Origin of the sequence: Desulfobacter sp. (genome assembly GCA_028768525.1) — a bacterium.
GTDB lineage: Bacteria > Desulfobacterota > Desulfobacteria > Desulfobacterales > Desulfobacteraceae > Desulfobacter.
In genome coordinates this window covers 2029183-2055270 of sequence record CP054837.1, presented here as the reverse complement: position 1 = coordinate 2055270, position 26088 = coordinate 2029183, and the positions used below count along the sequence as shown (strand labels likewise).

23 protein-coding genes and 1 pseudogene are annotated in these 26088 nt (G+C 53.0%); 14 read left to right on the top strand and 10 right to left on the bottom strand.

All coding sequences use genetic code 11. The features are described 5' to 3' along the window. Positions 1–15: 15 nt before the first annotated feature. The 5 genes from HUN04_09495 (at position 16) to HUN04_09475 (ending at position 4742) form a co-directional block, all read left to right on the top strand. The gene (locus HUN04_09495; GenBank protein WDP89928.1) at positions 16–1152 is read left to right on the top strand and encodes an FAD-dependent oxidoreductase; all 1137 of its coding nucleotides are present in this window, start codon (positions 16–18) and stop codon (positions 1150–1152) included. A 23-nt stretch (positions 1153–1175) separates the two neighbouring features. Next, positions 1176–3323 (top strand): FAD-dependent oxidoreductase, encoded by a 2148-nt coding sequence (locus tag HUN04_09490; GenBank protein WDP89927.1) that lies wholly within the window; start codon positions 1176–1178, stop codon positions 3321–3323. A 76-nt stretch (positions 3324–3399) separates the two neighbouring features. Beyond that, the gene (locus HUN04_09485) at positions 3400–3591 is read left to right on the top strand and encodes a ferredoxin (protein ID WDP89926.1); all 192 of its coding nucleotides are present in this window, start codon (positions 3400–3402) and stop codon (positions 3589–3591) included. Positions 3592–3601: 10 nt separating this feature from the next. After that, complete coding sequence (locus tag HUN04_09480; protein ID WDP93232.1) at positions 3602–4177, top strand: rubrerythrin family protein; 576 nt, start codon at positions 3602–3604, stop codon at positions 4175–4177. Positions 4178–4385: 208 nt separating this feature from the next. After that, positions 4386–4742, top strand: a complete 357-nt coding sequence (locus HUN04_09475; GenBank protein WDP89925.1) for a hypothetical protein — start codon at positions 4386–4388, stop codon at positions 4740–4742. Between the two features lie 85 nt (positions 4743–4827). Here the strand turns inward: HUN04_09475 and proC are convergent, their stop codons facing one another. Both proC and HUN04_09465 read right to left on the bottom strand, forming a co-directional pair. Further along, positions 4828–5685, bottom strand: a complete 858-nt coding sequence (gene proC / locus HUN04_09470) for a pyrroline-5-carboxylate reductase (protein WDP89924.1) — start codon at positions 5683–5685, stop codon at positions 4828–4830. Between the two features lie 86 nt (positions 5686–5771). Next, entirely contained in the window at positions 5772–7544 is a 1773-nt protein-coding gene (locus HUN04_09465) for a diguanylate cyclase (GenBank protein ID WDP89923.1), read from the bottom strand. A gap of 208 nt (positions 7545–7752) precedes the next feature. Here HUN04_09465 and HUN04_09460 point away from each other — a divergent pair, with 208 nt between their 5' ends. Beyond that, on the top strand, positions 7753–8415 hold the full coding sequence (locus tag HUN04_09460; GenBank protein ID WDP89922.1) for an NAD(P)/FAD-dependent oxidoreductase: 663 nt from the start codon (positions 7753–7755) through the stop codon (positions 8413–8415). Between the two features lie 39 nt (positions 8416–8454). Here the strand turns inward: HUN04_09460 and HUN04_09455 are convergent, their stop codons facing one another. After that, the gene (locus tag HUN04_09455; GenBank protein ID WDP89921.1) at positions 8455–9072 is read right to left on the bottom strand and encodes a GAF domain-containing protein; all 618 of its coding nucleotides are present in this window, start codon (positions 9070–9072) and stop codon (positions 8455–8457) included. A 325-nt stretch (positions 9073–9397) separates the two neighbouring features. Here HUN04_09455 and HUN04_09450 point away from each other — a divergent pair, with 325 nt between their 5' ends. Both HUN04_09450 and HUN04_09445 read left to right on the top strand, forming a co-directional pair. Beyond that, a complete protein-coding gene (locus HUN04_09450; protein WDP89920.1) occupies positions 9398–9763 on the top strand; it encodes a CbiX/SirB N-terminal domain-containing protein in 366 nt (121 codons plus the stop codon). Continuing rightward, a complete protein-coding gene (locus HUN04_09445) occupies positions 9756–10478 on the top strand; it encodes a glutamine amidotransferase (protein ID WDP89919.1) in 723 nt (240 codons plus the stop codon). The genes HUN04_09450 and HUN04_09445 overlap by 8 nt, the downstream gene beginning before the upstream one ends. 1 nt (position 10479) lies before the next feature. On the opposite strand, the gene HUN04_09440 is transcribed toward HUN04_09445, so the two are convergent. Then, positions 10480–11232 carry a DUF547 domain-containing protein gene (locus HUN04_09440; protein WDP93231.1) on the bottom strand — a complete coding sequence of 251 codons (753 nt, stop codon included), beginning with the start codon at positions 11230–11232 and terminating at the stop codon, positions 10480–10482. Between the two features lie 107 nt (positions 11233–11339). Here HUN04_09440 and HUN04_09435 point away from each other — a divergent pair, with 107 nt between their 5' ends. Beyond that, a complete protein-coding gene (locus HUN04_09435) occupies positions 11340–13565 on the top strand; it encodes a PAS domain S-box protein (protein ID WDP89918.1) in 2226 nt (741 codons plus the stop codon). A gap of 27 nt (positions 13566–13592) precedes the next feature. Here the strand turns inward: HUN04_09435 and HUN04_09430 are convergent, their stop codons facing one another. The 3 genes from HUN04_09430 to HUN04_09420 all read right to left on the bottom strand — a co-directional run bounded on the left by HUN04_09430 (position 13593) and on the right by HUN04_09420 (position 17618). Next, positions 13593–16094: a transporter substrate-binding domain-containing protein gene (locus HUN04_09430; protein ID WDP89917.1), complete on the bottom strand. Its 2502-nt coding sequence runs from the start codon at positions 16092–16094 to the stop codon at positions 13593–13595. 74 nt (positions 16095–16168) lie between these two features. Further along, on the bottom strand, positions 16169–16597 hold the full coding sequence (locus tag HUN04_09425; GenBank protein ID WDP89916.1) for a hypothetical protein: 429 nt from the start codon (positions 16595–16597) through the stop codon (positions 16169–16171). 178 nt (positions 16598–16775) lie between these two features. Continuing rightward, a complete protein-coding gene (locus tag HUN04_09420; GenBank protein ID WDP89915.1) occupies positions 16776–17618 on the bottom strand; it encodes a ribonuclease H-like domain-containing protein in 843 nt (280 codons plus the stop codon). Between the two features lie 160 nt (positions 17619–17778). Here HUN04_09420 and HUN04_09415 point away from each other — a divergent pair, with 160 nt between their 5' ends. Together HUN04_09415 and katG are read left to right on the top strand one after the other, a co-directional pair. Then, positions 17779–18222: a transcriptional repressor gene (locus tag HUN04_09415; protein ID WDP89914.1), complete on the top strand. Its 444-nt coding sequence runs from the start codon at positions 17779–17781 to the stop codon at positions 18220–18222. Between the two features lie 79 nt (positions 18223–18301). Next, on the top strand, positions 18302–20515 hold the full coding sequence (gene katG / locus HUN04_09410) for a catalase/peroxidase HPI (GenBank protein WDP89913.1): 2214 nt from the start codon (positions 18302–18304) through the stop codon (positions 20513–20515). Positions 20516–20627: 112 nt separating this feature from the next. Here katG and HUN04_09405 read toward each other — a convergent pair. Further along, a pseudogene (locus tag HUN04_09405) lies at positions 20628–21287 on the bottom strand (MBL fold metallo-hydrolase). Between the two features lie 163 nt (positions 21288–21450). Between HUN04_09405 and HUN04_09400 the strand changes: the two are divergent. Genes HUN04_09400 through HUN04_09390 form a run of 3 tightly spaced genes read left to right on the top strand, consistent with a single transcriptional unit; the run spans position 21451 to position 23131 of the window. Then, a complete protein-coding gene (locus HUN04_09400) occupies positions 21451–21936 on the top strand; it encodes a hypothetical protein (protein ID WDP89912.1) in 486 nt (161 codons plus the stop codon). Between the two features lie 10 nt (positions 21937–21946). Continuing rightward, positions 21947–22681, top strand: a complete 735-nt coding sequence (locus tag HUN04_09395; protein ID WDP89911.1) for a creatininase family protein — start codon at positions 21947–21949, stop codon at positions 22679–22681. Positions 22682–22696: 15 nt separating this feature from the next. Further along, positions 22697–23131, top strand: coding sequence for a MaoC family dehydratase (locus HUN04_09390; GenBank protein WDP89910.1), 435 nt, complete (start codon positions 22697–22699; stop codon positions 23129–23131). Positions 23132–23154: 23 nt separating this feature from the next. Here the strand turns inward: HUN04_09390 and HUN04_09385 are convergent, their stop codons facing one another. Further along, complete coding sequence (locus HUN04_09385; GenBank protein WDP89909.1) at positions 23155–23562, bottom strand: META domain-containing protein; 408 nt, start codon at positions 23560–23562, stop codon at positions 23155–23157. A gap of 149 nt (positions 23563–23711) precedes the next feature. Further along, on the bottom strand, positions 23712–25754 hold the full coding sequence (locus HUN04_09380) for a methyl-accepting chemotaxis protein (GenBank protein ID WDP89908.1): 2043 nt from the start codon (positions 25752–25754) through the stop codon (positions 23712–23714). Between the last annotated feature and the right edge of the window lie 334 nt (positions 25755–26088).

Sequence of the window (26088 nt, the reverse complement as noted above, 5' to 3'; positions counted from 1 at the left end):
AAGGGAGCGAAGACCATGGGAAAGAATCTTGTTCTGGTGGGGGGCGGCCATGCCCATATGGTCACCCTGGAGAATATTGCGCAGTTTACGGAAAAGGGGATCGGGGTGACGGTGATTGCCCCGTCGGATTACCATTACTATTCGGGCATGGGGCCGGGGATGCTGGGACATACCTACGCACCCGACGATATCCGGTTTGCCACCAGAAAGGTGGTCGAGGCCCAGGGCGGGGTATTTGTCCGGGACCGGGCGGTGAAAATCGATCCGGAGCGCCGTGAGGTCTTTACCCAATCCGGGACGTCCCTGGGATATGATGTTCTTTCTTTTAATGCCGGTTCCTACGTGCCGTTGGATACGGTTTCCCAGGAGATTCCTGAAGCGCCGCCGGATAATCTCTATCCGGTGAAGCCCATCGAAAAGCTCATGGAGGCCTCCCAGCGGCTGGAAAAATTGTTCAGGGAGAAGAAAGCGGTGGTGTCGGTGGTGGGGGGCGGCCCCTCGGCGGCGGAAGTGGCCGGGAACGTCTGGCAGCTGGCCCACAGGATCGGCGCCAACATTCCTGTCATCCGGATTTTCGCCGGTAAAGGCTTCATGAAGCGGTTTGCACCCGGGGTGAGGAAACGGGTGAGAAGAATTCTGGTCCGCCGGGAAATTGAAATCATCGAAACCGGATATGTGGACCGGGTGGAAGCGGATAAAATTCTGATGGGGGACAGGGTAATGTTCCCCACGGATTTTACCTTCATGGCCCTGGGGGTGATTCCCTCCACCATTTTTGAGGCCTCGGGCCTGCCCACAGGACCGGACAGGGGGCTGCTGGTCAATGAATACCTGCAAAGCCCGGACTACCCTGAGATTTTCGGCGGCGGAGACTGCATTTACCATCAGCCCCAGCCCCTGGACAAGGTGGGGGTCTATGCGGTCCGGGAAAATCCCGTGCTCCTGCACAACCTCATGGCCGCCCTTGAGGGAAGGCCCCTGGAAAAATTCGATCCCGGGCCAGACTACCTGCTGATTTTTAATGTGGGCGGGGGCGAGGGGGTACTCAAAAAGCACGGCCTCATATTCGGGGGACGCCTGGCTTTTTTTATCAAGGATTACATCGACCGCAGATTCATCAAACGGTTCCAGGCCATTGAAGCGACCCTGTAACGCCCATTAATTTTTGAGATGATATGAACAACACCGCGAAAACAAAACTGATGCTGGCGGCCGGAATACTTGCCCTGGTGGCCCTGTTTTTTATTTTTGACCTGGACCGTTACCTCTCCCTTGGCGTACTCAAGGCACAACTGGACGATCTGAGGGCATTTTACCAGGCCAATAAAGTCCTCAGTATCGGGGTGTACATGGGGATTTATATTCTGGTCACGGGATTGTCGCTGCCAGGGGCCACGGTGATGACCCTGGCCGGCGGCGCCGTATTCGGCCTGTTCACGGGCCTTGTGGCCATTTCATTTGCTTCCACCATCGGCGCCACCCTGGCATTTTGGTTTTCAAGGTATATGTTCAGGGACTGGGTCCAGACCAAGTTTTCCACACGGATTAACGCCATCAACCAAGGTGTTGAGAGGGAGGGGGGATTCTATCTGTTTACCCTCCGCCTGGTGCCGGCCTTTCCGTTTTTCCTCATCAATCTGGCCATGGGGCTGACCCCCATTTCCGCCCGGCTGTTTTACATCGTTTCCCAGATCGGCATGCTGCCGGGAACCATTGTATACGTCAATGCCGGTACCCAGCTGGGGCAGGTCGATTCTTTGGGCGGTATCCTGTCTCCGGGGCTGATTTTTTCCTTTGCCCTACTGGGTATCTTTCCCCTGGTCGCCAAGAAGGCCGTTGACGTGGCCCGGGCTAAAAAAGCCTATGCCCGATGGGAGAAACCGGCGCGTTTTGACTACAACCTGGTGGTCATCGGCGGCGGTTCCGCCGGATTGGTCTCCTCCTATATTGCGGCAACGGTCAAGGCCCGGGTTGCGCTGGTTGAGGAACAGAAAATGGGCGGGGACTGTCTCAATACCGGGTGTGTGCCCAGCAAGTCCCTGATCGCCTCCGCCAGAATTCTGGCCCATGCGGCCCGGGCAGAGGAGTTCGGCCTTGAAAAAGTGGATGTGACCTTTGATTTTGCAGCGGTCATGGAGCGGGTCCAGTCAAAGATCCGGGCCATTGAACCCCACGATTCAGTGGACCGGTATACCGGGCTCGGAGTGGAATGCATCCGGGGCCGGGCAAAAATCATCTCCCCTTTTGAAGTGGCGGTGGGGGACCGGCGGCTCATTACAAAGAATATCATTGTGGCCACCGGCGCACGCCCCGTGGTGCCGGCCCTCCCCGGGCTGGAGGCGGTGGATTACCTGACTTCGGATACCATTTGGAATATCCGGGAACTGCCCCAACGGCTGGTGGTGCTCGGGGCAGGCCCCATCGGATGCGAACTGGCCCAGGCCTTCCAACGCCTGGGATCCCGGGTCTCCCTGGTCCAGCGGTCCGGAAGGATCATGAAAAAAGAGGATGAGGATGCCACCCTGCCCGTAATTGAAGCATTTGAGGCCGAGGGCATGGATCTGCGCCTGAACCACAGCGCCACATCCATCCGGCAGGACGGGGAAGGGCATGTCCTGGTCTGCGACCACCGGGGGGAGAGGGTGGAGATCCCCTTTGATGCCATATTGATTGCCCTGGGCCGGATCCCAAATACCAGGGGCATCGGCCTGGAGGAATTGGGGGTTGCCCTGGACCCCCGGGGAAGGATACTGGCCGACGGATTCCTGAGGACCAATTGCCCCAATATTTTTTGCTGCGGGGATGTCCATGGCCGCTACCAGTTTACGCACACGGCCGCCCACGAAGCCTGGTATGCCTCTGTGAATGCATTGTTCGGCCGTTTGAAAAAATTCAAGGCCAACTATGATTCAATTCCGTGGGCCACCTATACCGATCCGGAAGTGGCCCGGGTGGGGCTCTGCGAACAGGAGGCGGAGGCCAAAGGGATTCCTTACGAAAAGACGGTCTACGGCATTGGCGATCTGGACCGTGCCATTGCCGATTCCAATGATAAGGGCTTTGTTAAGGTGTTGACGGTGCCGGGCAGGGATACCATATTGGGCGTGACCATCGTGGGGGCCCACGCCTCTGAAATCATTGCTGAATTTGTGTTGGCCAAGACCCACGGCATTGGGCTGAACAAGATACTGGGTACCATCCATATCTACCCGACCATGGCAGAGGCCAATAAATACGCTGCCGGCCAGTGGAAAAAGGCCCATGCCCCGGGCAAGGTGCTGGAATGGGCGGAAAAATTCCACGGCTGGATGCGCAAGGGATAGTGTTCTTACCGAAGACCGTGAAATTATACGGCCTTCGGTTTCATAGTACCATTAACTTTAAGGAGGATGATTGACAATGAAAGTGACCATTACCAAAAATTGTATGGGTGACAGAAACTGCAACGACCTTTGTCCTGAAGTATTTGAGTATGATGAAGACGATCTGCTTTCCAAGGTAAAAATAGATCCCATTCCCGACCATCTCAAGGAGGTGGTTCGCCGGGCCGCAGCGGAATGCGGGGCCGATGCCATTGAAATCGAAGAGTAGCGGGGTGCCCATGGGTAAATTCAGGGAGAGCCAAACCGCCCTCAACCTCCACGCCTCATTTGCGGCGGAGGCCCAGGCAAGGACCCGTTATGATTTTTTTGCGGCCAGGGCCAGGGACGAGGGATTTATCCAGGTTGCCAAATTGTTCAGGGAAACTGCAGACCAGGAGTATGAACACGCCCTGCGGTTTTTCAAGTTTTTCAACGGGGGACATCTTCCCGTAAACTGGTCTTTTCCGGCCGGGGTGATCAAAGACACCCATGCCAACCTCATTTCATCGGCGGAGCTGGAGCATTACGTCAGTAACGACATGTACGCCCGGTTTGCCAGGGAAGCACAGGATGAGGGCTTTGACCGGGCAGCAGATACATTCAATGCCATCATCGTATCTGAAAATCACCATGAAAAGCTCTTTCTGCATCTGGCAGACAACATTGCCCAAGGCAGAAGTTTTTCCCGGGAGGAGGAAAAAACATGGCGCTGCCTGAGCTGCGGCTATATCCATACAGGCAAAACCGCCCCGGATAAATGCCCGGCATGCGTTAAACCCTCGGGGTATTTTGAGATTTTATGTGAAAATTATTAGTTTATTTGGATCGAGACAGTCGGATTGAGACATAAATGTTTCTTTCTGACTGTCTCTTTTTTTGTCTCATACTATTCTGTTTAATTGTTTTCTGGGTATAAGTAACTGGAAATGTAGGTCATATTTACTTTTTATTATTCCGGGCACGCTCTTTGCTTTTAAAGAATCTGCAGAAGGGAAATGCAACCCAGAACCAAATGGAGGGAATATGAGACTTCATGATATAAAAAAGAATTATAACCTGCTGAATTCCGTGGATTGGGATATGACGCCTGAAGAAGCCATTGCATTGCATCTGGAATGGGGGCCCCTGCGTTCCCAGAGCTATTACAATTCCAGGGACAACGACAATGAAACCGTTTATTTTGTTATCAACACCTGGAAAAAGCACCCCATCCTCACCCTGGTCAGGAGAAAGGGGTTTGATTCCGAGGAACTGGGCAATTTTGAATTGCCCAAGGATCTTGAAAAGGAATTCATGCAAAAGGGCATGGGCAAGTACAAAGGGGTCTATGCCGTTGAAGGAAGAATCAGAGACTGGCTGAAAAAGGAACTCAACGTTTAACCATAACCGCCTCCTTTAATGTTCCTTAGCCAAGGCCGGGGCCGGGAATGCCGCCAATAGCATTCCTGCCCCGGTTTTTTTGTCTTTATTTGTCGTTCTTTGCGTTTTTTATGAAGTCTTTGACCATCATTTCGCCAAGCTCTTTTGACCGCTTTGAGGCCGATTCTACGGCATTGATCAGGGTGGTGCGCAGGCCCCCCTGTTCAAGGGTATGGATACCGGCAATGGCGGTCCCCCCGGGTGAGGCCACCCTGTCTTTCAGCTGGCCGGGATGCTCCTTGGAGTCCAGGAGCAGCCGTGCCGCCCCAAGTACGGTCTGGGTGGACAGGAACAGGGAGTTTTTTCTGGAAAGCCCCATCTTCACCCCGGCATCGGCCAGGGCATCCACGATGGTGAAAATATAGGCCGGGCCGGAACCGCTCAGGCCAGTGAAGGCGTCCATGAGCACGTTCTCCTGGATGAATACGGTTTCCCCAACGGAATCGAAAATGGCCCGGGCCAGTTCCACATCCCCCTCCTGGACAAATTCGCCTGCTGCGATGGCTGTGGCGCTTTCCTTGACAAATGCACAGATATTGGGCATTGAGCGGATCAGACGCAGTTCCTTGTCGAGGCCGGCGGCGATGGCGGCCAGGGGGACGCCGGCGGCAATGGAAATAACCAGCTTGGATTTGTCCAGGGCCGGGGCGGTCTCCTTGAGTACGGCGCCCAGGATCTGGGGTTTGGTGGCATAGACGATGATTTCTGCTTTTTCGCAGACTTCGATGTTGTTGGTGGTGGTCTGCACCCCGTATTTTTCCTGGACCTCCGCCAGGAGATCCACATCAATATCCGAGCAGATGATATTTTCCGGTTTGGCTGCCTTGGACAATACAAGACCGCTGACCAGTGCCTCACCCATGTTTCCGCTTCCGATGAATCCTATTTTTTTATCCTGCAGCATGTGGTTTCCTTTGCGTAAATGATTAAAAAAACAAATATTATGGCCATGGACAAGGACCTGTCAAGGAAAAGTTCCCCTGCGAAATACTAATTGCCGCCGGCGGACCCGGGGCGGAATCTGCGGTAGCAGTTCCGTCCGTCCGCTTTGGCCCGGTAAAGGGCCTGGTCGGCTTTGTTCAGCAGGCTGTCCAGGTCCGTCTCCGGATCTGAGATGCAGCCCCCGATACTGACGCTCAGGGACGGAGACTGCGGGTCCGGTACATGGCCGGCAACTGCGGTACAGATCCGTTCGCCCATGAGGCCCAGGGTATTTTCATCAGCCGGCTGCATGAGTATCAGAAATTCGTCCCCGCCCCAGCGGGCAGCCAGATCATAGGGGCGGATCTCAGCGCGGAGGATACCGGCCACGGTTTTCAGGGCCTCGTCCCCTGCGGCATGGCCGTATTTATCGTTGACCTCCTTGAACCAGTCAATGTCCATCCATAGAATTCCAAGAACCGTGTTTTCCCTATATGCCCGTTCAAAGCAGGCCTTCATCTGTTCGGTCATGCCCCGGCGGTTGAGCAGTTCCGTCAGCGGATCACGTCTTGCCAGGCGTTCAAGGTCACGGGTCCGGGCCTTTATTTTTTGCTCAAGGTCACGGCGGGAGGCCAGTACGGCCCGGGCCATCTCGAGAAATCGGCTGATCAGCCGTCCCAGTTCACCAATACCTTCCCGGTCCTCCAGTTCTGAGGGGCTTTCCCCGGCCTTGACCCGTTCCATGGCCCGGTCAAGCCGGCCCAGGGGATTGAGTACAAAGCGGTTCAGGATGAAATTGAAGAGGATCAGGGTGGCCAGCAGGGTGAGAATATATATCAGTATAACCGTTGAAAACTGAGACAGGGGCAGGACCGTTCCCAGATCAATCAGGGTGATTTCATGCCAGTCAATCTCGGGAAGGTAGACGATCCCGGCCAGCTGGCGGCGGCCTCCGGCATGGACGAATGCTACCGCCACCTTTTTTTTGCCGGACTCAAGCCGCTTCATTTCCGCAAAAACGGTTTTCTGTTCTTCAGGATTTTCAAAAATCAGGTCAATGGTTTTTTGTTTCTCGGGTTGCTTGCTGATGGAACCGAAGTCTATGAAATCTTTATCCCGGTGGAGCTGAATGGCGCCGGCATGGTCCACAAACAGGCTGGTAATGCCCGGCTCCCCTTCTGCCACCACCTCGTTGAGAAAATCGGTGAGGTCCAGGCCGGTGCCGGCAATGCCCAATATTTCGCCGCCGTCCCGGATCGGCACATCAATCCAGAGTTTGGTGATCCCCAGTTCAATATCCGGATTCACGTTGATATGGATATCCCTGTCCTGGCGGATCAGGTCGAAAAACCAGGCATCGGATTCTTTCTTGGGGTCCAGGAAATACCGGAATTCCTTTCCGGCATACGCGTTGTCGGCATTGTTGTGGTAGTATCGGCCGTTGCGCCGCAGGCCGACAAAATAAGAGTTGTCCTGGAAATTTTTCCGGAAGTTTTCCAGTTCGCCAAGGGCCGTCCGGGTCAGGCGGGCATCGTCCGGGGAGCTGGCCCATTCCCTGATAAACCGGGATGTGGCCATCTGCCGGGACAAAGCCACCTCCCGCATGATGGGCTGTAGCGTCCGGCTTTTGTCGTACAGAACCTGTTTGATGATATACCGGGAGGCCCATTGCTCGATAATATCTTCGGCCAGGTTGCCCACCGCCCAGGTCACAGCGGCAGCCGACACGATGAATAGCAGGGCGGTGAAAAGGGTGAACCAGAATTTAAGGTTGAGTCCCTGGATGAATGGCCGTTTGTTTTCTGTGCCTGGTGCTTTTCGTTCGTGTTTTGACGCGGCCATGGGGTTGGTAATCCTCCGGGTATGGTATTCTGCAAGGGAAATTGTTGGGAAACGGCATCATATTGGCGGTCTCCCGGTTTTTTGTCAACTGGTATTTTTGCCGGTTATTGACATACCCGGGCATGGATAATAAAAGCATAGCCATATATTGACCAATCGAACCGGTGCCGGCCAAAGCGGTGCGGACCGTTGAAATAAGGAGTAAAAAATGTTGAAAGATGGAGAAAAAGGAGTTATCCGCCAGCGGGGCAAAAAGGACATCAGCTATGCCGTGGCCCCACATCTGCCCTGCGGGCTGGTTAAACCGGACCAGCTGCGCACCCTGGCCGATGTGGCCGACAAATATCAGGTGGCTGAACTGAAGGTTACCTCTGCGGCAAGGATTGCGGTGATCGGCATCAAAGAAGAGGATGTGGACGGGGTCTGGAAGGACCTGGGCATGGATGCCGGTGCCGCCACAGGCCTTTGCGTACGGAGTGTCAAGGCCTGCCCCGGCATCCAGTTTTGCCGCCTGGCACAGCAGGACAGCCTGGAAATGGGAATGAAGCTGGATAAAATCTACCACGGCATGGTGCTGCCCAGCAAAATGAAGATGGGGGTCTCGGGCTGCAAGGTCCAGTGTGCGGAAAACTGCATCAAGGACATCTCCCTTTACGGCACGGCCAAAGGCTGGACCGTGCAGATCGGCGGAAACGGATCGGCACGGCCCAGGCTGGCGGATCTGCTGGTGGAAGACCTGGATTCCGAAGCAGCCCTGGACATGGTGGCTAAGATCATTGATTATTATAAAGAGTTTTCAAAACGGGAGCGCATGGGCCGGATGATCGACCGGCTGGGCCTGGATACGGTACGGGCGGCCCTTCTGGGCTGATGCTGCCGTACGGCTTCCGCTGCCGCTCCCGTTTCAGGTTTAGTAGTCGCAGATGGACTGGTCCACAGAGGTGGGCACCCCCTCATAGGGTGTCCATTTGTTGGAGCTGAAGGATTTGGGATCCCGCATGTTTTTAAGGATTTCAATGCTGGTTTTATAGCCTTTGTACATCCGGCACATATCCATGGCCATGCCGCAGATCAGGCCCACGGCCTGGACCAGGGTGATGTCGTTGAAGGAGAATTCCCAGGGGTCGGCCGTGTATACCCGCAGCGCCCCCAGGATTTTATTGTGGGCGATGATGGGCACTCCTAAAAGGGATGCGATCCCTTCTTTCTTGGCCGCATCCGGATATTCGATCCTGGGATCGTCAAATACATCATAAATGGCGACGGGCACGGCATCCCTTGCTTCCTTGATGGCCTGCATGAAATGAATGGGTCCTTTTTCAAGGTATTCATTGCTTAATCCAGAAGAGGCCACCAGGCCAAGTTCCCGTGTTGCCCTGTCCACTAAAAATACCGAACACCCCTTGGCGCCAAAAGCGGTTTTAACGCTCTCCGCGCTTATTAAAGCCACTTCCTCTGGGTCTCTGCACTGGGAAATGGCAGTGGTAAGTTTGATGATGGTGTCATAATACATGGTGTGATTTTCCATTTTGCCTCCTTAAAAAAATTATAAGGTTCAGCCCCGTCCCGGGTAAAACCGGTTCCGGGTGCAGGTAACGCTTATGGGATGCGCAACAATGGAGAGGACTGACAACAGGGGTATTCTAATTTTATTGTCCAACACTGCCGGGTCAGAATGGCGTTGTATGGGATTCGAAATCTGTCAAAAGCTATGATTAGCATTCACTATATAATATCCGTTCATTTACGTCAAAACGTTTTTTGAAATAAACGGGGGCACCGGCTTGCAAATTCAAATGGGGATATTATTCTTTTAAAATTGACAACAGCCATAATTGGGAGCGGACAAGCATATGAAAGCACTGGTGATTGCGGCACACGGCAGCCGGAAAAAAGAATCGGCTGTGGAAGTGGCGGCTTTAACGGAAAAATTGGCAAAAAAGGCAAAACCTGAATTTGATCTGGTGGTCCACGGTTTTCTTCAGTTTTCAGAACCGTTTCTGCCCGGGGTGGTGGAAGATGCCGTAAATAAGGGGGCGGACCAGGTGGTTATTTTTCCCTTTTTTATTTCGGCGGGGGCCCATATTATGACGGATATTCCTGAACTGGTCAGGGCGTGTGAAGAAAAATATCCCGGGACCGCCTTTATCCTTACCCGGCACCTGGGGGCAGTACAGGGGATTGAAGATATTATTCTGGATGAGGTGAGCCGTGGTTGAGCCCTGTCTCCTTGTAATAAAGGCCGGCGGCACCTTCCCTGAGATGGCCCGGGAACTGGGGGACTTTGAAGACTGGATCATCCGGGGCCTGTGTGTGCCACCTGGCCGCTGCCGGGTGGCGGATGTTGAAAGGGGCGACGCTCTGCCTGGACCGGAAACTGTTCTGGGGGCGGTGATTTCAGGCTCCCATGCCATGGTCACCGAGGAAGCAGCCTGGAGCCTGGCATTGGAGAATTGGACCCGCAGGGCGGTGGCCGGCGGCATGCCGCTGCTGGGCATTTGCTACGGCCACCAGGTCCTGGCCCGCGCCATGGGCGGGACCGTTGACTTCCATCCCCAAGGCACCGAGATCGGCACTGTGGACATTTCATGCCTGGAGGCCTGCAGGACCGACCCGCTTTTCAGCAGGCTGCCTGACACATTCAAGGGCCATGTGGTCCATTCCCAGACCGTCACCGGCCTGCCGGCCGGGGCAGTACCCCTGGCGGCCAACACATTTGAACCCCACCACGCTTTCAGGATCGGCGAAGTGGCCTGGGGGGTGCAGTTCCATCCGGAATTTGATGAATCCGCAGAACAGGGGTATATCCGAAACCTGTCGGAAAAGGCCAGGGCCCAGGGACAGGATCCGGACCAGCTCGTGGCCGCAGTCCGTGAAACCCCCCATGCCGCCGCCCTGCTCAAAGGGTTCGGCGAACTGGCCCTCTGCAATTGATTTACCGCCGGTTTAACGACCAGTCGTAATACAGATAGGTGATGTCCGGCTCCGGGCCTGCCCCATCCAGCTCGGCCCTGAGCCGTTCCCCTGCATACTGCCGGATAAAGAGCAGGGGATTGTCGCTGAAATCCTCTTCAAACCAGTCGAATATTTTGCTGATGAACAGGGTGCCCTCCTTTACAAACGAGGACCGTTTATTGTTGATAAAGGCCCGGGTCTGTTCCTCCAGCTGCCGCTCCAGACGTTCCCCCTGGTATGGACGGTTGAGCAGGGGCGGGCAGCTCCTGGCCGCGCAGTTGATGGCGAAATGAACCCTGGGGTCCTTGAATTCAGGCCGCAGCACCTCATGTTCGATATAATCCAGGGAAACCTTCCATCCGCCCAGGGAAATGAATTTTTTGCTCCAGGGGCTGGAAAAGAATCCGCCCAGCTCCTTGATGGAGTTTACCTCGGGATATTCGCTCAGAATCAACTTGATGGTAAAGGCGTTATAGGCATTGATGTAAAAGGCGAACCTGTGGTTCCGTGTCAGGGCCTTGGGATCTGTGTCGCTTAAAATCTTCAGGTATTGATCAAAAAGGGCTTCCTCCCTTTTAAATCCCCCGTAATCCACCCGCCCCTTTTTCACATGGGCCTTGAGCAGTTGCGCATAAATGCGGTTGTCCACCCCTGCGGACAGGCCGGGGGAAGCTGTTGCCAGGCCCAACGCCAGGCCCAACGCCGTCACCAAAACCATCAGAATATATTTCATCATGCCTCCGTTAACAATTTCAGGTCCTCCCTTTTCTACCATGGGGGAGGCTTTTCGCAAAATCAAATGATCCCGAAGAAATCGAATATTCCCTTTTTATGAGGTAAATGCTAATAATAAATATCATCGATATAAAAAATAAATTGGATGATCGCCCGCGTTGGTGGCGAAAGCCAGAGGAAAAGAGAGATTTGAGACCGGACCCCATTTCTCCTATAAAACTGCGAAAAACCCTTTTTTTATACTCCGCGTTACTTTTTCTTATTTTTTCATTTTCTTTGATCCTCGCAATTACCGTCCCCGTATACAACCGGTTAAAAGAAGCTGAAAACAGCAAGGTGGTTCATGAGGCTGAAACACGGGCAATGGCGGTGAATGAATGGTCAAGAAGAGTGAAAGACCTGGCCTTTCAGGTGACCAGCCGTACCCGGATCAGACAGGAGCTCGAAAAATATAACAATGGGCAGATGTCCTTGAACCGACTGCAGTCTTTCACTGAACCGAAACTCTCAGATGCCATGACATTGTCCAGGGAAATCATCGGCATTATCCGCCTGGATAAAAATGGAAAAGCGGTGGCCCGGTGCGGGGAAATCTTTTCTTTTCAGACATCCCCAATCGATTATACAACCCCCTTTGATATCTCCTTGTCCAGGCCCTTTAGAAAAGACAGCCACTGCCGGGTCATTGTCAGCGCCCCAATTTTTAACCGTGCAAAAGATTACCTGGGGGCCGATCTGGTCCTCATCGATCTGTGTTACCTGAAAGAAATTGTTAAAAACAGGGCTGGACTGAAAACCGGTCATAAAATTCTTCTGGGGGTTGTTTCAAAAGGCGCCGTATCTGTTCTATTTGATGCAAGGGCAGACAACCGAGAGGGACGGGAAAATGAAGTTATCGAATCCTTGTTAACCCAGGCAGGCCGAGGCGGATCCGGAATGGACAATCATTCACTCGACCATGTGGCCGCATACCATGACCTGGATATCGACAATTGGGGGCTGGTTGTGCTGCAGGATAAAAAAGAATTATACAAACCCCTAAACACCCGGTTCCTTTATTGGGGAGTAACCGCTGTTTCAGTGTATATGGCCATCCTTGCAGGGTTTTGGTTTTTAATGAGCCCCCTTGCCAACAGGGTATTGCTCCATACGGATGAATTAAAGGGAAAGATAAAAGAAAAAACAAAATATCTTGAAAAGGAAATCAAGGAGCGGGAACAGGCTGAAAATTCATTGGCCGCCACAATTGCGAAGCTTGAAGATTCAAATGAAAAGTTGAGGGATTTAACCCTTAAACTGGAGGCGGCGCACCAATTAGGAAAATCAGGGTGGTGGGAGTACGATGTTTTAAATGACTCCTTTACGATGGCCAAAGAAACCTATGCGATTTACGGATTAAATCCGGACCGTTTTTCTTTGAACCACGAGACACTGCGCAGCTGGGTTCATCCGGATTCCCAGCAGCATTATAATGAATCAATTGCCGCATTGTATCAAAAAGGAAAGACAGAGTTCCAATATCAAGTATGCCTGCCCAGCAAAGAGATAAAATGGATATGGGCAAAAGGTCACACTGAGTACGATGCCAACCAGACGCCCGTCCGCCTGTTTGGCACTTTTCAGGATATTACAGCACAAAAAAATGCCGAAGAAGGATTGATTAACTCTCAAAGAACCCTAAACAGCATTATTGATTTTTTACCTGATCCGACCTTTGTAATTAACGGCAAGGGCGAAGTGACTCATTGGAATAAGGCGATTGAAAAATTAACCGGAATTAAAGCGGACCGAATTTTAGGGAAAGGAAATTACGAATACGCCATCCCGTTTTATGGTGAAAGAAGGCCGATACTTGTTGATTTTGCGCTGAGTCCAAACCAGGAATTGGAGAGTCGGTACGCGTATGAAAGGAGGGCGGATGATCGGCTCATGTTTTCAGAGACCTGCAATCCAAATTTAAGTGAAAATAGCAGATACTTGGCAGGCTCCGCCTCCCCGCTCTATGACTTTAAGGGCAATAAAATTGGTGCAATTGAAACAATACGAAATATTACCCAAAAGAAAATCCAGGAACAGCGCAGGGAAAAATTGGTGGGGGAGTTAAAACAGGCACTTGAAAAAGTCACCACATTAAGCGGGTTGCTGCCCATTTGCGCGTCATGCAAAAAAATCAGAGATGACAAAGGGTATTGGAGTCAAATAGAATCCTATATACAAAAATATTCCGAAGTCGAATTCAGCCATGGAATGTGCCCCGAGTGTTCAGATAAATTGTATGGGGACCAGGACTGGTATATTAAGATGAAACAAAAAAAAGGCATTGACCATTGATTCTATTGTTCCCTTGAGGGGCAGGGATCATTTTTCATCCAACACCTTGCGTATTTTTCCTGCAATTTCCTCCATCAGCATGGGTTTGAGGAAAAGGGCCTTAACGCCCATGGCTTCAACGGATTCCAGGGATATTTTTTTGCTGAACCCCGTGCAGATGATGATTTTTGCCCCGGGGTTTATTTTAAGCAGTTCCTCTGCAAGGCGGTCCCCCGGCATATCGGGCATGGCCAGATCCGTTATGATGAGGTTAAAGCGGTCCGGCCGGTGCTTAAATGCCTCAAGGGCCTTTATGCTGCTGGTATGGGCGGTGACCCGGTAGCCCAGCCGTTCCAGCAGTTGCTGTTCCATTTCTATGATACCGGCTTCATCATCGACGAGCAGGATCCGTTCGTTTCCTTCCTCCGGGGCCGGCGGGGGCTGGACTGCGGTCAGGTCCTCGGCACCGCTTTCTTCCACCGGAAAATAAATGTAAAAGGCCGATCCCCGGCCCAGACGGCTCTCCACCCGAATGCTTCCCCCCAGTTTATTGACAATGCCGTGGACCACGGCAAGGCCCATGCCGGTTCCCCGGGTTTTTTCTTTTGTGGTGAAAAAGGGGTCGAAAATTTTACCGGCCGTTACATTGTCCATGCCCCTTCCGGTATCTTTTATCGCCAGGCAGGCGTAAGGGCCGGGTTGAAGGTGGGGGCCCAGCAGGGTCACTTCACTGAGCAGTTCTTCTTTAAGGACCACCGTCATTGTGCCCCCGTTTTCCTCCATGGCATGGGAGGCATTGGCCGCCAGGTTCATGATGATCTGGTGGATCTGGGTGGGGTCGGCTTTGATGGGGCGGCAGTCCGGTTCAATCTCCCGGCGGATATTGATGGTCGCAGGAATGGTTGACCTGAGGAGATAAAGGGACTCTTTCAGGATGGGCTGGATATTCATCTGTTTTATTTCGCTTTTCTCCTGGCGCGAGAAGGTCAGGATCTGTTCCACAAGTGCCTTTGCCCTGAGGGCTGAGGTGTAAATGCTGTCAACGCCCGGCCTCAGGCTTGAATCCTGGGGGATGTCTGTCATAAGCATCTGGGTGTGCCCCAGGATGGGGAAAAGAATATTGTTGAAATCATGGGCGATGCCCCCGGCCAGGGTGCCGATGCTTTCCATTTTCCGGGACTGCATGATCTGCTCTTCAAGCATCCGCTGCTCGGTGATATCCGTGTGGGTGCCGACCATGCGGAGTGCCTTTCCGGTTTCGTCCCGTTTCACCGCCTTTCCCCGGCCCATGATCCATCGCCATTCCCCGTTTTTGGCCTGCATCCGGAATTCCACCTTAAACTGGTCGCATTTGTTGTCAATGCAATTCTGGTTTTCCCTGAAGGCCTCTTCTTTGTCGTCGGGATGAATCAGGGAGCGCCAGGAGTCCACATGGGCCGGCACCTTCGTTGAATCGTAGCCCAGCATGGAGGCATAGGCCGGGCTGTAGTAGACCTCATTTAAAACGATGTCCCAGTCCCACAATCCGTCCCGGGTCACGTCCATGGCCATTTTGAAGCGTTCTTCACTTTGATGCAGGGCGGTCTGGGCCAGGGTCTTTTCCCTGAGTTCCTTTTTCAATTGTTCCGTGCTTCTGGTGACCTGGCGTTTCAGGGTCCTGTTCCATAATAAAACCGAAAAGATCACCACTGTCAGCACGCCCACGGCCGAGGAGAGTACCAGCCAGAAGTCCATTTGCGTATAAAAAGGGCCTGCGCCCAGGCTGATCCATTTGCGGTGGATCTCCTGGCGTTCTTCTGGGGATATGGCGGCAAGGCCTTTTTCTAATATGGAATGCAGGACGGGCAGATCTTTTTGGGAGGCAAACCCCAGGTTAAGGACGATATCGGTCTGCCCGGCCATGCGCAGATTGTTTATGCCCCTTGCTTCGATGAGATGGGAGGCTTTGGTCAGGCCGATAATCATTGCGTCCACCCGGTTGAAGGAGACTTCCAACAATCCGTCAATATCCCTTTGAACGGTGTGGATATCAATCCAGGGGTATTGGTGTCTGATCAGCTCCAGCAGAGCATATCCCTGGGTCATGACCACTTTTTTTCCCCTGAGATCCTCCATGGATGCCTTTCCCTTGAAGGCCGTCCCTGTGACGATGATTTCCGGAATCCGGATAAAAGGACGGGTGAACAATAGGAATTTGTCCCGTTCCGGGGTCCGCTGGGCCGTGCAGATGATCTGGACTTTTTTTTCCCGGGCGGCTGCCAGGACTGCATCCCAGGATGGCATCCTCAGGATTTTGAACCGGGCCCCCAGTTTTTTTTCAATCAGCCGAATATAATCGGCAGTCAATCCCCTGTGGGCGCCCAGGTTGTCAAAAAAATCAAGGGGCGGGTCATTGGGGTCCGGTGCAATGGTGATCTTTCCGTTGTGCCGATTCAGCCAGGCCCGTTCCTCCGCAGTCAACAGATCCGTGGCGGTGCTCTGGTTTACCGCTCCCGCCGCAGCCGGCAGGAGTAAAAAGAGAAATGCAAAAAATAAAATGGCGGAACGCATGTTTTATTTTTCCGATTTTAGGAATTATAGAAAGGGGTAAAATGCCCTGCACCGGCAATTTTACTCAGGACCAATTATGATTGGTACAAATCGATAATTTTCAGCTGCACAGATCCTTTGCTTATTTTCAGAAGCTGGAATTTTGAATCTCCCAGCCGGAACGTTTTCCGGAGATCCGCCTTTGAAATATAGTGGGGATAGGCATATTCCGGATCAAGTTCGAGCAGATAGAGGTCCAGGCGGATTTTGTTATCTGTTACGCCCTTGAAAACCAGCCTGCTGTTATTCACTGTGATGCTTTTATCTTTTCTCAACAGAATTCGTTCATCAAAGATTCTGGAGTCTTCCTGGAACTCAGGTATTACCTCTCCCCGGGCGTCGGCCTGGAAAAGACTGTCATTTCGCCAATCTGTGAAATAATAGGCATAGGCAACGGGTATGGAAATCAAAAAAAGAATAATAGCCGTTGAAATGGTGGCCATCTTGTTTGGTGTTGGTTTCATAATCCTTACTGCTGTTAATGTATTAAAAAAAAGGTGAACGTCGTTATACTCCATAATATTCCCGGCGGTCAAGCTGTAAGTTTATGAATTTATTTGATATCGCCTTTGGGGGGATGGGGGCGGCCCCCGGGGTCCCCCAAAGCCGCTTCTGTGCCGGTGCTGGACGTTTTTTTAACGATCAGTAAAATGAGGGAACGGCGTCCTTTTTCAGCCGGGCGATGGTACCGGGGTCCGGTGAAAAGGGCAGTTCCGGTCCATTGGGCCGGGGGAGGCCGCAGGTCTCAGCAAAGGGGGTGCCTTTGAGTTTCATATTATAGGCCAATACCATCAGGTGCTCCAGGTTGACCACGTCTTCGATATTGTAGGCAAGCAGGGTTTCAAGGGCTTTCTCATTGGCGTTCTGCTGGTAATCTGCCCAGAGAAGAATGGCAAAATAGCCGTCCACCCCTTCCAGGTCCCCCCGGCTGATGCCCAGTTCATGTTCACACCGTTTGAGCCCGCCGGCGTAGCCCAGGCTTTTGAGAACATATCTGAGGTCAATGTGGGCATGGTCAAGGCGCACACCGAACTGCCTTTCGATGAAAGGCACATCAAAGGTCTTACCGTTAAAGGTCACAAGGACAGTGTACTGGCGAATATCTTCGATAAAATCCTCCAGGTTCCGGCCCTGTACATAATAGCGGATACCCCTGCCGTCATAGAGGGCGATGGTTGTGATGGTATCCCAGGCCTCGAGCCCTGTTGTTTCAATATCGATATAGGCCGTTGAATTCCGGAATTCGGGGAAGAACCGCCAGTGTTCCTTTGGGGGCAGCAGGTCTGCAAAATACCTGGGATTATTGGTGTTAAGCTGCTGTATGGACTCCCCGGCATGAGCTTTCAGGGTTTCCATCCGTTTGGCAGGGACCGGGTATGGGCCGCCGTTCAAGGCATCCTGCCATTCCCTTAATCCAAAATCCCATAATTGCAGTTCTGTCTTTGTCCCGATGCCCGGTATGTGTTGAAAAGAATTTTTAAGCATAAAACGTTTCCTGTAATTGATTTTTTACCTGATTACCCTTAATCATGGACGGAGATCAAGTCATCTTTTTAATTCAGGCTGGGATTCGGTATTTCCTTGACAAAAAGATAATTGATGCTAATTAATAATAGTTATCAATTAATTTGGCAGAGGGAAGAACTTGGCAGATCATAAAAAAAGATTTGATATTATTATCCGGAAACTGAGGGATAAGGGGCACAAGATCACGCCCCAGCGCCTGGCCATCGTCAGGATTCTGGCCAAAAGCCATGACCATCCCAGCGTTGAGGATATCTACAGTGAGATCAAGGCGGATTTCCCGACCATGAGCCTTGCCACGGTTTACAGAAATATTGTATTAATAAAATCACTTGGTGAAGTTCTTGAACTGGGTTTCCCGGATGGGAGCAACCGATATGACGGAAACAGACCCTACCCCCATCCACACGTCGTTTGTATCAAGTGCAGTAAAATCGTCGATCCGGATCTGGACAGCCTGGACGATATGAAGAAAGAGGTTGCCGCAGAGACCGACTTTAAAATTCTGAATCACCGGCTGGACTTTTTCGGCATCTGCAGCGATTGCATGTCAGAAAAGGCCTGATCTTTTTTTTGCCACCTAATTGATAATGATTCTTAGATGGAATTCATTTTTTTTAACCGAATGAATGAGAGGGGGGAAGATGTCCAATAACGAAAGCAAATGCCCGGTAACGGGAAAAACGGGGAAACGGCCGACCGGCAGGGGAACCTCCAACCGGGACTGGTGGCCTGACCAGCTCAACCTTAAAATTTTGCATCAGCACGCTTCCAAGAGCAACCCCATGGGAAAGGATTTCAATTATGCCGAGGAATTCAAAAAACTGGATTTCCAGGCGTTGAAAAAGGATCTCCATGATCTGATGACCGATTCCCAGGACTGGTGGCCGGCGGATTACGGCCACTATGGCGGGCTTTTTATTCGCATGGCATGGCACAGCGCCGGCACATACCGCATGGGGGACGGCCGGGGCGGGGCCGGCTCGGGCAACCAGCGCCTGGCACCCGTGAACAGCTGGCCCGACAACGTGAACCTGGACAAGGCCCGTCGGCTGCTCTGGCCCATCAAGAAAAAATACGGCAACAAGGTTTCATGGGCCGATCTCATGATCCTGGCCGGCAACGTTGCCCTTGAGTCCATGGGTTTCAAAACCTTCGGCTTCGGCGGCGGGCGCCAAGACGTCTATGAACCCGAAGAGGATATCTATTGGGGGACTGAGACGGAATGGCTGGGTGACAAGCGCTATTCCGGAGACCGGGACCTGGAAAATCCTCTGGCCGCAGTACAGATGGGGTTGATCTATGTGAACCCGGAAGGGCCCAACGGCGAGCCCGATGCCCTGGCTTCGGGCAGGGATGTCCGCGAAACCTTCGCCCGCATGGCCATGAACGATGAAGAGACAGTTGCCCTTGTTGCCGGCGGCCACACCTTCGGCAAATGCCACGGGGCGGCCAGCCCCTCCCATGTGGGGCCGGAACCCGAGGGAACCGCCATTGAGGAGCAGGGACTGGGCTGGAAGAGCAAATACCGGAGCGGCAAAGGGGACGACACCATCAGCAGCGGTATCGAGGGGGCATGGACCCCCAACCCCATCAAATGGGATTCCGGCTATTTCGACATGCTTTTCGGCTATGACTGGAATCTGGTGAAAAGCCCGGCCGGCGCCAATCAATGGGTCCCGGTTACCCCGGATGACAAAGACCTGGCCCCCGCCGCCCATGATCCGTCCAAGCGGGTGACCACCATCATGACCACGGCAGACCTCTCTTTGAGAATGGATCCGGTGTATAAACCCATTGCCAAGCGGTTCCACGAGGACCCAGAGGCGTTTGCCGATGCCTTTGCCCGGGCCTGGTTTAAACTCACCCACCGGGATATGGGCCCCCGTTCCTGCTATCTCGGCCCCGAGGTGCCGGATGAGGAATTGATCTGGCAGGACCCGGTGCCAGCAGTCGACCATGAACTCATTGATGAAAAGGATATCCAGGAGCTCAAGGGGAGGATCCTGGTGGCGGGGCTGACGGTTTCCCAATTGGTCTCCACGGCCTGGGCCTCGGCATCCACCTTCCGGGGTTCGGATAAGCGGGGCGGGGCCAACGGGGCCCGTATCCGCCTGGCCCCCCAGAAGGACTGGCAGGTGAACCAGCCCGAACAGCTCGGGGCGGTGCTGGAAACCCTGGAGGGGATCCAGAAGGAATTCAATGGGGCCCAGCCGGATAAAGGTCAGTCCGGCGGGAAAAAGGTTTCCCTGGCCGACCTCATTGTGCTCGGCGGATGTGCCGGGGTTGAACAGGCGGCCAAAAATGCCGGCCGTGAGGTTACCGTTCCTTTCACCCCGGGGCGCACCGACGCGTCCCAGGACCAGACCGATGCGGTGTCGTTTTCCGTGCTTGAACCGGTTGCCGACGGTTTCCGAAATTTCCTTAAGACCAAATACAGCGTGCCGGCGGAGGAACTTCTGGTGGACCGCGCCCAGCTGCTGACCCTGACCGCACCCGAAATGACGGTGCTCCTGGGCGGCCTGCGGGTCCTGAACACCAATTTCGCCCAATCCGGCCACGGCGTGTTTACAGATAAACCGGAGACCCTGACCAATGATTTCTTCGTGAATCTTCTGGATATGTCCACTGAATGGGCGCCCAGCAAAGAAGATGAAGATATCTTCGAAGGCCGCGACCGGGCCACCGGCGAGCTTAAATGGACCGGCACCCGGGTGGACCTGGTTTTCGGGTCGAATTCCCAGCTCAGGGCTTTGGCGGATGTCTACGGCGCGGATGACGCCCAGGAAAAGTTTCTCAATGATTTTGTCGGAGCCTGGAACAAGGTCATGAACCTTGACCGTTTTGACCTCACCTGATGGGGTACGGCTGTTTTAATTGAAATCCTTTAAGTATAAAGGCGGCGTTTCACCGGGGTGAAACGCCGCCTTTTTTGGGGACATTTGTTTATAACACAGCGTCCCGGTATTTTCAGGGCAGGTTCCGGGATTTGTGGGCTTCAATGTACTGCCTGACCCTGTCTGCGGGCTGGAAAACACCGAAATGGCCCTCGCAGAGGATATCCGCCTCCAGGTCCAGCAGCCGCTCCATGGAGGCCTGGTAATCATTGAGGTCCGACAGGAACCCCGGGTCAAAGGGGCCGTGAAGATCCTGGCCGAACAATACCTTTTTGCCCTGGGATTCAACCAGCACGGAGATGGAACCGGGGGTATGGCCGGGGGTGTGGATGCATTGGAATTCACAGGTGCCGATGGAAAGGCGGGTATCTCCCTCGAATTTCTGGTGGAGCCGGACAGGTTCATATGTCACCCCGTACCAGGATGCGGCGGTCCGTTGGTCGTGGCCCGGTTCCTCAATGGGCGGGGCATCGGCTTTATGGGCATAGAAACGGATCCCGGGCAGCTGCCGTTTCAGCGCTGCACAGGCATGGATATGGTCAATGTGGCAATGGGTGAGGATGCAGTGCCGGATATGGCCGGCATCCAGTCCCAAGGAATCAATTTAGCGGACCAGATCCGGATCCATGCCTGCATCGATGAGGACCAGCCCCTCCGGGCACTTTGTATCCACCATGAAAACGGAACATCCGCTGTCGCCCAGATGGTAAATATTTTCCGTGATTTTCTTCATGGGCTGCCTCCTCCCCTTGGGTGGTTTTTCGTGATCATACTGCCAGACTGCCGGGTTTTCAATACCTGGTTTTCCCTTCCCTTTTTTCATTACCGCCTGCCTTGAAATTAACAGGGGAAATGGTAGGATCAACCATGTTCAATGTTTCCCCTAGGGTGTTGTTTTGAGTTACCTTCTTTCTGTGGACCTGGGACTCAGGACCGGACTGGCCCTCTATGGCAGGGACGGCCGGCTGATCTGGTACCGCTCCCAGAACTACGCTTCGGTCAAGCGGCTGAAACCGGCGGTGTACGGCATATTCAAGGAAACACCCGGGATATCGGACCTGGTCATCGAAGGCGGGGGGCGCCTGGCCGAGATATGGATAAAGGAGGCCAACCGGCGCGGTATCCGCCTTCACCAGATCAGTGCCGAAACCTGGCGGCGTACCTTTCTCTACCACAGGGAACAGCAGACCGGGAAATCGGCCAAAAGGAATGCCGGCATCCTGGCCAAACATGTGATTGAATGGTCCGGGGCAAAGCGGCCCACCTCTTTGCGCCATGATGCGGCAGAAGCTATCCTCGCCGGGCTATGGGGCGTGATCGACGCCGGCTGGCTGCCGGAATTTCCCGGCCGGCTTGATGGCACCAATATTAATAAAAAATAAGGAAAAAACCATGCAGCTTAAATTGTCCACCTGGTGTGAAGTAAAAGAGTATCTGGCCCATAGAAAAGAGATTATCATCCCGGTGGGGTCGACGGAACAGCACGGCCCCATGGGACATATGGGAACGGATTTCATCTGTCCGGAGACCATTGCCGCCCGGATCGGGGAAGAGACCGGCACCATGGTGGCCCCGACCCTGCCCATTGGCATGTCCCAGCACCACCTGGCGTTTCCGGGCAGCCTTACCCTTCGGCCCTCCACCCTCATGGCCCTTGTCAAAGATCTGGCGGCCTCCCTGGCCGGCCACGGCTTTACCCACATCCTTTTTCTAAACGGCCACGGGGGAAATGTGGATGCCATCAGGGCGGCCTTTTCGGAAATCTATGCGGAATACAGCCTTGCTGGAACACCGGCCGAAATCCACCTGGATATCCTCAACTGGTATGAAGGAAAGCGGGTCCAGGCCATTTCGGACAACTATTTCAAGGGCGCCGAAGGCCACCATGCCACACCCTCTGAAATCTCCCTGAGTTTTTATGCCCATCCCGAGGCCGTCAAAACCGCCGACCTGGATCCGAAAATCGCACCGGACAATACCTTCAGGGACTGCTTTGATTTTGAAACCAATTTTCCGGACGGCAGGATCGCCTCGGATTCCTCCCTGGCGTCGGCGGAAATCGGCAGGGAGCTTCTGGACGCCGCCGTCCGGGATGTACTGGAAACCTGCACCTCATTCACGGGATAAGGCAAAGGGGGCTTTATGACCTATAGGTTGACCGGATTTGATGACCTTGCCGTGGGCCAGAAGGCCTTTTTAAGGAAAACCGTCACCGAAGCGGATCTATCCCATTTCATTGCCATCACCGGCGATATGAATCCGCTCCACGTGGACAAGCCCTTTGCGGAAAAGACCTTTTTCGGCCAGCGCATTGCCCACGGCATGCTGTCGGCTGCATTGTTTTCCACCCTGGTGGGCATGCATATCCCAGGCACGGGTGCCATCTATAAATCCCAGACCCTGGAATTCCTGCGCCCCGTCTTTATCGGCGACACCCTCTGCGCCTGGTTTGAGATTGAGGAAATCCACCGGGACAGGGAGGAGATCATCATTAAAAGCTGGATTGAGAATCAGGACGGGGCCGTGGTGATCCAGGGAAGGGCGGTCACAAGCCTTTTAAGGGCGGTCAGGGACTGATGAATCAGCTGCTAAATGGCATTTCAATCCGTTGAAGGGACGAATGCCATGGTGCCGCTGTCATGGGGAAGTTCCAGATACAGGGTGTTATCCTGAGTGAAGAATGAGGCCACCCGCTGTAAATCAGCGGCAAACCTGAAGTCCAGGCTGCCCGGAGGACATGCCATCCGGGTCGAGATCAGGGGGCCGAAGGAGAGTTTCCCGGCGGAGATTTCAAAAGATCCGCCGCCCCTGTTGCAGTCAAATCGGACCTGGGCCTTGCCGCCGGTTTTCAAAAGGAGGGTGTAGTGTTCTGGCCTGTCAGCGGTAATCTTTTCCACAGGTGTGATGGTTGATTCCCACTGCCATTGTCTGTCCAGAACAGCTTGGGGATCATAATCCCGTTCGCTCCGGGGACTCGTCGAAACGGCGGCACAGCCGCTTAACAGCATTACTGATATCATCAATATAATAAATCGATTCATTTTTCTTTTTCATATTTTTCGTTATTGTAAAGTGCCCGGCCCCAATTATGGTGGGGCCAGGGGCTGAGTTACAAAGCGTTTAACCTGGTGGCCTGAATCTATCAGGTCATCGCGTGTTATACTTTAAACTGGTCAACGGTCCGGTTGAGTTCATCAGACAGGGTCTTGAGATCATCGGCATTTGCATTGACCCTGGAGCTGTTTTCCGACATCTTTTGGGCTTCCTGGTTCACCTCGGTGATATCCCTGGCAATTTCATTGGCCACAGTGGAACTCTGGGTGACGCTTTGGGTTACATCCTGAATCCCCAGCGCGGCCTGATTCACGTTACTTGCAATCTCTTTGGTGGTGATGGATTGTTCTTCAACGGCTGCGGCAACCGTATCGATCATCTCATTGGCTTCACTGATTCCCTGGGTTACCTGCTCGATTTCAGAGACGGTCAATTTTGTGGAACTCTGTATTCCGTCGATATTTTCCTTGATTTCAAGCGTGGCTTTTGCGGTCTGATTTGCCAGATCCTTGATCTCACTGGCAACAACGGCAAACCCCTTTCCGGCCTCGCCGGCCCTTGCCGCTTCAATGGTGGCGTTCAATGCCAGCAGGTTGGTCTGCTCGGAAATATCGGTGATGGTTTCCACCACCTGACCGATTTCCTGGGCCGCCCTGCTCAGGCTATTGATATTGTCTGATGCCTGGTGCGCCCTTTTGGCCGCCTCACTGGCGGTTGCCCTTGTTTTTTCAGTATTTTGGGCAATCTCGTTGATGGTCCCGGTCATCTCTTCTGCAGCAGCAGAGACCATGTTGATATTGCTGGACGACTGCTCACTGGCTGAGGCCACAGCCGTCATGTTTGAACTCATTTCATCTGCCGCTGCAGCAACCGTGTTGAATTTTTGCGACATTTGTTCTGCGCCGCCGGCCATTTCCTTGGAAATGGTTAAAAGCTCTTTGGAAGAACTGCTCAGTTTCTCAGAATTCCCGGCAATGCTTTTGATAATTCCCTGGAGTTTTTCTAAAAATGCATTAAACCAGCGGGCCAGCAGTCCGATCTCATTAGAATTATTATCATCAAGACGATAGGTCAGGTCACCTTCACCCTGGGCAACATCCTCCATGGCATCCACCAGTCTGTTCAAGGGAAGTGAGATTCTTCTTGCCACATAAAGAATGATTAAAATCAAGGTGATTAAAATGCCCAGTACCCCATAACTGGCATGGAGTACAGATTTTTTCACAGGATCGCTTTTGATGGTTTCCGGGATGATGATGCCCGCAATCCATTTTATGTTGGGGGTTTCAAGCATAATTGGCTCAAATCCTACCAGATGGGTTGTCCCCCCCCATCTCACATCCTGGATTCCACTTTTTTTGCTGACCATTTCACTGGCAAGCCGGGCAAAGCCGCCTGAATTTTCTATGACGGCATCCACGTCGGACAGCGTTTTTATATCCTTTGCCTGGCTGTCCTTGGCAGGGAAGAAAATAATGGAACCGTCATGGTTTATGACAAAGGCCTCCCCCTGACCCTGGTATTTGAGTTTTGCTTTGATATCCTCTTGCAGGGTGGACAGCAGGATATCGATACCTGCAATCCCGATCAGTTCTTTATGGTCGTTGTAAACGGTTTGTTTGATTGAACAGACAACTGTTTTGTCATTATAATCAATTTCCGGTTTTGTTACGAAAAGGCCGCCTTTCTTAAGCGCCTTCCCCCACCATGGCCGCTTCGTGGCATAATAATCTGGATTCTCATACCTGCCGCTGTTGTCAAAGTACTCTCCTGTGTGGGCGCTTGCAAAAAAAGAGGCCTTTATGGGATCGTCGCTTTTGACAAGGGTATCAAACATTCGGGTGATTTTTTTGTAATCAGCGTCATTGGACAGGTCCTTTTGTCTCTCCGTGTAATTGTTGAACCAGTCCGTCAACTGGGGATTGGCAAGAAAGGTTTCGACCACTCTCCCCCGGGTCTGAAAAAAGCCCTGGATTTTTTGGACCGCAAGCTGAAGGCTGGCGTGCAGGCCCTGTTCGATCCGTTCCTCGGTATCCTTTGAGAGGCGTATGCTGGAAAAGACCAGGATCCCGATTAAAAGCACTCCGATTGCAGCGGACGAAATGATGACAAGTTCCGATTTGATTGATTTAAATCGTATTCCCATCGCAGGCCTCCTAATTGATTAATCTTTTCGTATTAAAGGCATCTCGCCAGAAAAGCCCTTTAGAGTGATTACGTTATGGGCAAGGATTGAAAAAGAATATCATTCCAGGATAAAAATAGCACCTGTTTTTTGATCCCCCCTTGTTTACAGTCCTGGGTGCCGCAGGTGAAAAGGCGGCAGCCGTCCCGGTGTCATGGCACCTGCCGGGGAACAGATGATGCGCCTGACGGTTGACCTGCCAAACCTGCATTAGGACCTAACTGCCCAAAAAGGCCTGGGTAAACCCGGTTCTTTGCAATTGACCATCGCAATTGGCCCTTGTAATTGGCCCTTG